At 63.8% G+C, this 5,577-nt stretch carries 4 protein-coding genes; all 4 read right to left on the bottom strand.

The genetic code is table 11. The annotated features are described in order from the left end of the window. Positions 1-130 precede the first annotated feature (130 nt). The 4 genes from astB to NV64_RS14335 are packed head-to-tail and all read right to left on the bottom strand — an operon-like array spanning position 131 to position 5,173. A complete protein-coding gene (gene astB / locus NV64_RS14350; RefSeq protein ID WP_056234530.1) occupies positions 131-1,459 on the bottom strand; it encodes an N-succinylarginine dihydrolase in 1,329 nt (442 codons plus the stop codon). Next, positions 1,456-2,925, bottom strand: coding sequence for a succinylglutamate-semialdehyde dehydrogenase (astD, locus tag NV64_RS14345; protein WP_056234527.1), 1,470 nt, complete (start codon positions 2,923-2,925; stop codon positions 1,456-1,458). The genes astB and astD overlap by 4 nt, the downstream gene beginning before the upstream one ends. Then, a complete protein-coding gene (gene astA, locus NV64_RS14340) occupies positions 2,922-3,956 on the bottom strand; it encodes an arginine N-succinyltransferase (RefSeq protein ID WP_101506168.1) in 1,035 nt (344 codons plus the stop codon). The genes astD and astA overlap by 4 nt, the downstream gene beginning before the upstream one ends. After that, positions 3,953-5,173: a bifunctional succinylornithine transaminase/acetylornithine transaminase gene (locus tag NV64_RS14335; protein ID WP_101506167.1), complete on the bottom strand. Its 1,221-nt coding sequence runs from the start codon at positions 5,171-5,173 to the stop codon at positions 3,953-3,955. The genes astA and NV64_RS14335 overlap by 4 nt, the downstream gene beginning before the upstream one ends. Positions 5,174-5,577: the final 404 nt, after the last annotated feature.

Genomic DNA, 5,577 nt, shown 5'->3' with positions numbered 1-5,577 from the left:
CCTGCTGTCCGGCGGCGTTGTCAGGGCCAACACCCGCCAGCGTCAGGGCAAGAAAATCCTTCATCGGTACTCCTTAAGTGCGTCTGCGACCGGTGCAGAGCGCGGCGCACGCCCGCCCTGCACCGCCCTGTTACTGCTGGAAACGGTAAACGTTGCCCAGGTCGAGCAGTTTTGTCAGCTCATCCAGCGCCGTGCGCCCTTCCAGCAGCAGCTGCGGGTCGGCGAGATCGGCCTGGGTAAGACGGTCGCGGTAGTGACGCTCCACCCAGCCGTTCAGGGTGGCGAACAGCGCATCGTTCATCATTACCGCCGGGTTGACCGCCGCCTGCTGCTGCGCGGTCAGCGCCACCCGCAGGCGCAGGCAGGCCGGGCCGCCGCCGTTGCACATGCTTTCGCGCAGGTCGAACACCTTCAGCTCGTCAATCACTCCGCCGCTGGCCGCCAGCTCGCTCAGGTAAGCCCAGACGCCCGGGTGACGGCGCGCCTCTTCCGGCAGCACCAGCAGCATTTTGCCGTCGGCCTTGCTGAGCAGCTGGCTGTTAAACAGGTAGGTCGACACCGCGTCGGCAACGCTGACGCGGTCGGCCGGCACCTCAATCGGCTGGAAGCCCGGCAGCTTCTCCGCCAGTTCGGCCAGCAGCTGCGGCTGGTTAACAAACGCCTGCTGGTGGCAGAACAGCGCCTGCTGGTTGCTGACCGCGATCACGTCGTTATGGAACACGCCCTGGTCGATCACCTGCGGATTCTGCTGCGCAAACACCGTCCGCGCCGGGTCCAGCTGGTGCAGACGGGCCACCGCCTCGCTGGCCTCGCGCGTCTGCCGCGCCGGGTAACGGGTGGGTGCCAGCGCCGGGCTGGCCTCTTCACGGCCGTAAACAAACAGCTGCACGCCAGGCTCAGCGTAGCCGTTACTGAAGCGGTTATGGTTGGCGGCACCTTCATCGCCGAACATCGCCACCTGCGGCAGCGCGTCGTGCACGGTAAAGTGGTCGCGATCGCGGAATATCGCCCGCAGCAGCGCGGCGGTGGTCGGCGCTTCAATTGCCCGGTGGAATTTGTTGTTCAGGTTGGCCACCGTCAGGTGCACGCGGCCGTCGGCGCTGTCGGCGGACGGCGATACCGTGGCGGCATTGGCGACCCACATCGATGAGGCGGAACTGACGGCGGAGAGCAGCTGTGGTGCCTGTTTCGCCGCCCCCGCCACCACCCCGGCATCGCTGCCGCTAAAGCCTAACTGGCGCAGCGCCTCAACGTTCGGCCGCTCGTGCGGGGGGATCACCCCCTGGGCAAAGCCGAGATCGGCCAGCGCCTTCATCTTCATCAGCCCCTGCAGCGCCGCCAGTTTCGGGTTAGAGACCTGATGCTGAGAGCGCACCGATGCCTCGTTGCCAAACGACAGCCCGGCGTAGTGGTGGGTCAGACCGGGTAAACCGTCAAAATTGACTTCACGGGCGCTCATGGCGTCTCTCCTTTAGCGCTAAAATCGAGGCCCGGCGACAGGCTGGCGGGCAGGGATAACCCGGCGGACTCCATCGAGGCCATCGGCCAGGCGCAGTAGTCAGCGGCGTACCAGGCGCTGGCGCGGTGGTTGCCGGAGGCACCCACGCCGCCAAACGGCGCGCTGCTGGCGGCACCGGTCAGCGGTTTGTTCCAGTTAACTATCCCGGCGCGGGCTTCGATCAGCAGCTGGTCAAACTTCTCGCGGTCCGGTGAAATCAGGCCGCTGGAGAGGCCGTAGCGGGTATCGTTGGCGATGCGGATGGCGCTGTCAAAATCGTCATAGCGGATCACCGCCAGCAGCGGGCCAAACACCTCTTCGTCCGGCAGGCCGGCCACGCCGGTAATATCAACAATCCCCGGCGTGAGGATGGCGTTATCGCGCTGCGGCCAGCGCATCTCCAGCAGCACCCTGCCGCCGGCCGCAATCCGGGACTGCCACTCGGCATACACCTTCTCCGCCGCCTGCAGCGAGATCACGCTGCCCATAAACGGCTGCGGCTCGTCGTTCCAGCCGCCGGTGCGGATGTTCGCCGCCACCTCCACCAGCCGGGCGAGAAACGCATCTCCCGCCGCCCCGCGTTTCACCAGCATGCGCCGGGCGCAGGTGCAGCGCTGTCCGGCGCTGATAAACGCCGACTGGATGGCGATATGCACCGCCGCGTCGATATCCGCCGGATCGTCAACGATCAGCGGGTTATTACCGCCCATCTCCAGCGCCAGCATCTTCTCCGGCTGACCGGCGAACTGGCGATGCAGCTGATAGCCGGTGGCGGCGCTGCCGGTAAACAGCACGCCGTCGATCTGCGCGTCCTGCGCCAGCGCCTGGCCGGTGTCACGCCCGCCCTGCACCAGGTTAAGCACCCCGGCCGGCAGTCCGGCCTGCAGCCACAGCTGCACCGTCTTCTCAGCGGTCAGCGGCGTCAGCTCGCTTGGCTTAAACACGATGGTATTGCCCGCCAGCAGCGCCGGTACGATATGGCCGTTTGGCAGGTGGCCGGGGAAGTTATACGGCCCGAACACCGCCATCACGCCGTGCGGGCGGTGGCGCAGCGAGCTTTCGCCTTCGGCCTGTTCACCGGTGCGGGCGTGCCAGGCACGCAGCGAAATCGCCACCTTATTAATCATCGCCTGCACTTCGGTCAGGGTTTCCCAGCGCGGTTTGCCGGTCTCGCGGGAGATAGTTTCGCTGAGCTCGGTTTTGGCCCCGTCCAGCAGCCGGGCAAACGCTTCGGCGATCGCCTGGCGCTCGGCAAACGGTCGCCGCGCCCAGGCGGAGAAGGCGCCGCGCGCGGCCTGAGCGGCGCTGGCGACCTGACCGGCCGAGGCGGCGTTCCCCGTCCACAGCACCTCACCGCCGACCGGACTGGTCTTGCTGAAGTGCTCCCCGCTGCCGGCCAGCCACTGGCCATTAATACAGTGCGTCATGCCTGTTTCTCCTCACGACAAAGTGTCACTACCCGCAGGCGATCGCCCGGCCGGCAGCCTAAAATTTCCGCCTGCGCGGCGGTCACGTCAATCTCGCTGGCCAGCGGGTCGGCGGGCAGCAGCATTACGCGGAAGTGCTGATAGTCCTGATTCGCCACCAGGCACAGCGGCAGGTCGCCGTTCTGTGACGCCGTCACGTTAACGCTCAGCTCACGGCTTTTGCGCACCGCACGAATGCGGTCGATATCGCACTCCAGCGTCGGGCCGCCGTCGAAAATATCGACGTAGTGCTGGAAGCTGAAGCCTTCCGCTTCCAGTACCGTCCGCGCCGGTGCGGTTTGCGGATGAACCTGGCCGATCACCGCCTGCGCTTCCGGTGACAGATAATCGATATACAGCGGGTGCTTCGGCATCAGTTCGGCGATAAACGCCTTCTGGCCGGTACCGCTCAGGTAGTCGGCATCGGTGAATGACATAGAAAAGAAGCGGCTGCCGACGCTGTCCCAGAACGGCGAGTGGCCGTGTTCATCGCTGACGCCGCGCATCTCGGCCACCACCTTCTGCATAAAGCGCTCGCGAAACGCGGCGATAAACAGAAAACGCGACTTCGACAGCAGGTAGCCGTTTTTGCCGTTACGGTAGTCGGGGTCGAGAAACAGCGTACAGAGCTCGCTGCTGCCGGTGTGATCGTTACACAGCGACAGCGTCGGCAGGCGGTTGTAGACGTTAAGCTCCTTCGAAGCGTGAACCTGGGTACCGACGCGAAAGTTGTACCACGGGTCCTGCAGCCCCACCGCCACCTCAATGGCGCAGATGCCCACCGCCAGGCCGGTTTCGCCGTCGGCCAGCACAAATACGTAGCCCTGCTCGGCGCGCGGCAGCTTGCCCTGCCAGGTGAGCAGCGATCGTTCGATGCGGGCGGCGAGCGTGGCGCTGTCTGCGGGCAGCGAGGTTAATCCCCCGCCGGTCTTACCGGCGAGGTTCATCAGCTGTGACAGATCGTCTCGTTCAACGGGACGAATAAACATCATACGCCGGCTCCTTCAATCACCGAGCGACAGGCGCGTTCAAAACGGGCCAGCCCCTCGTCCACCTCGTCGCGGCTGATAATCAGCGACGGCGCGAAGCGCACCACGCTGGCGCCGGCGATCAGCACCATCAGCCCTTCCCGCGCCGCGGCCTGGTTAAACAGTTTAGCCTTGCCGCTGTAGTCCTGATTCAGCACGCAGCCGATCAGCAGGCCCAGCCCGCGCACTTCGCTGAACAGCTTCAGCCGCTGGTTGATCGCCTCCAGCCCCTCAACAAACCATTGATGGCGCTCGGTTACGCCGGCCAGCACGTCCGGGCGGTTGATCAGCTCCATCACTTTGCCGCCCACCGCACCGGCCAGCGGATTACCGCCGTAGGTGGTGCCGTGGCTGCCGACGTTCAGGTGCGCGGCCAGCGTTTCCGTGGTCAGCATCGCACCGATCGGGAAGCCGCCGCCGAGCGCTTTGGCGGTGGTCAGCACGTCCGGCGTCACGCCATAGTGCATATAGGCGTACAGCGAACCGGTGCGGCCAACCCCGCTCTGCACCTCGTCGAAAATCAGCAGCGCCTGGTGTTTATCACACAGCTCGCGCAGGCCGCGCAGGAACGCCGGCTCGGCAGGCAGCACGCCGCCTTCACCCTGGATCGGTTCTACGATCACCGCGCAGGTGCTGTCATCGATCAGCGCCGCCGCCGACGCCAGGTCGTTAAAGGCCGCGTGCTGAATGCCGCCGGGCAGCGGCGCAAAGTCTTTTGAATAGGCGGGCTGGCCGCCGGCAGAGACGGTAAACAGCGTGCGGCCGTGGAAGGCGTTGTTAAACGCCACAATACCGTTTTTCTGCGGGTTGCCGTTATCCAGCGCCACCTTGCGCGCCAGTTTCAGCGCCGCTTCGTTGGCTTCCGCGCCGGAGTTACAGAAAAACGCGCGATCGGCGAAGGTGGCATCAATCAGCTGCTTTGCCAGCCGCAGGATCGGTTCATTGGTATAGCCGTTGCCGGTGTGCCACAGCAGCGCCGCCTGCTGCTGCAGCGCCTGCTGCAGCTCCGGGTGGGCGTGGCCCAGCGCGTTAACGGCGATACCGCCGGCAAAATCAATATAAGAGCGCCCCTGCTGATCCCACAGCGTCGATCCTTCTGCTCTGACCGGGATAAAGCTGGCCGGGGCATAGGTTGGGACAATCCATTGATCAAATTTCTCACGGCTGACTGAAGGTTGCATGCTGGCCTCTTTTATCGCGTCATCCGGCGGCGCCGGGTGAAATTAAAGTTTAAAAAGTGTTACTGGAATGATTCATCACGCCTTCACTCTAATCTGCACGCGGCGTGCCAGCCAGCAAATAAAATGCATAAACCGATCGCAATAACAGAATATCAATAACTTACAGCAAGGCACTATTCACACCGAATGCATATAAAGTGCATAAACAAGCATATCCCTGCGATTGTCAGGCCCAAAAAAAGCGGAATTATGCAGCCGGAAAAAAAATCGTATTTCTGTGATCGCGAAAACATTTCGGTTTTAAAAAGAGGCAGTTAACGCACCTGAAACGGACGTATAGCACCGCTCTGGTGCAATCCCCCCTCAGCGTGGCTCTATCGTCCGGCCAGGCCAGGCGAACGGGA

It is taken from the genome of Erwinia sp. B116, from assembly GCF_002865965.1.
In the GTDB taxonomy this organism is placed as follows: Bacteria; Pseudomonadota; Gammaproteobacteria; order Enterobacterales; family Enterobacteriaceae; genus Erwinia.
The sequence above is the reverse complement of the archived record's forward strand: the minus strand, read 5'-3'. Positions and strand labels throughout refer to the sequence as shown.

Bases quoted from the DNA above. Each gene is read 5' to 3' on its own strand.
- astB (WP_056234530.1), bottom strand. From the start codon at position 1,459: ATGAGCGCCCGTGAAGTCAATTTTGACGGTTTACCCGGTCTGACCCAC.
- astD (WP_056234527.1), bottom strand. From the start codon at position 2,925: ATGACGCACTGTATTAATGGCCAGTGGCTGGCCGGCAGCGGGGAGCAC.
- astA (WP_101506168.1), bottom strand. From the start codon at position 3,956: ATGATGTTTATTCGTCCCGTTGAACGAGACGATCTGTCACAGCTGATG.
- NV64_RS14335 (WP_101506167.1), bottom strand. From the start codon at position 5,173: ATGCAACCTTCAGTCAGCCGTGAGAAATTTGATCAATGGATTGTCCCA.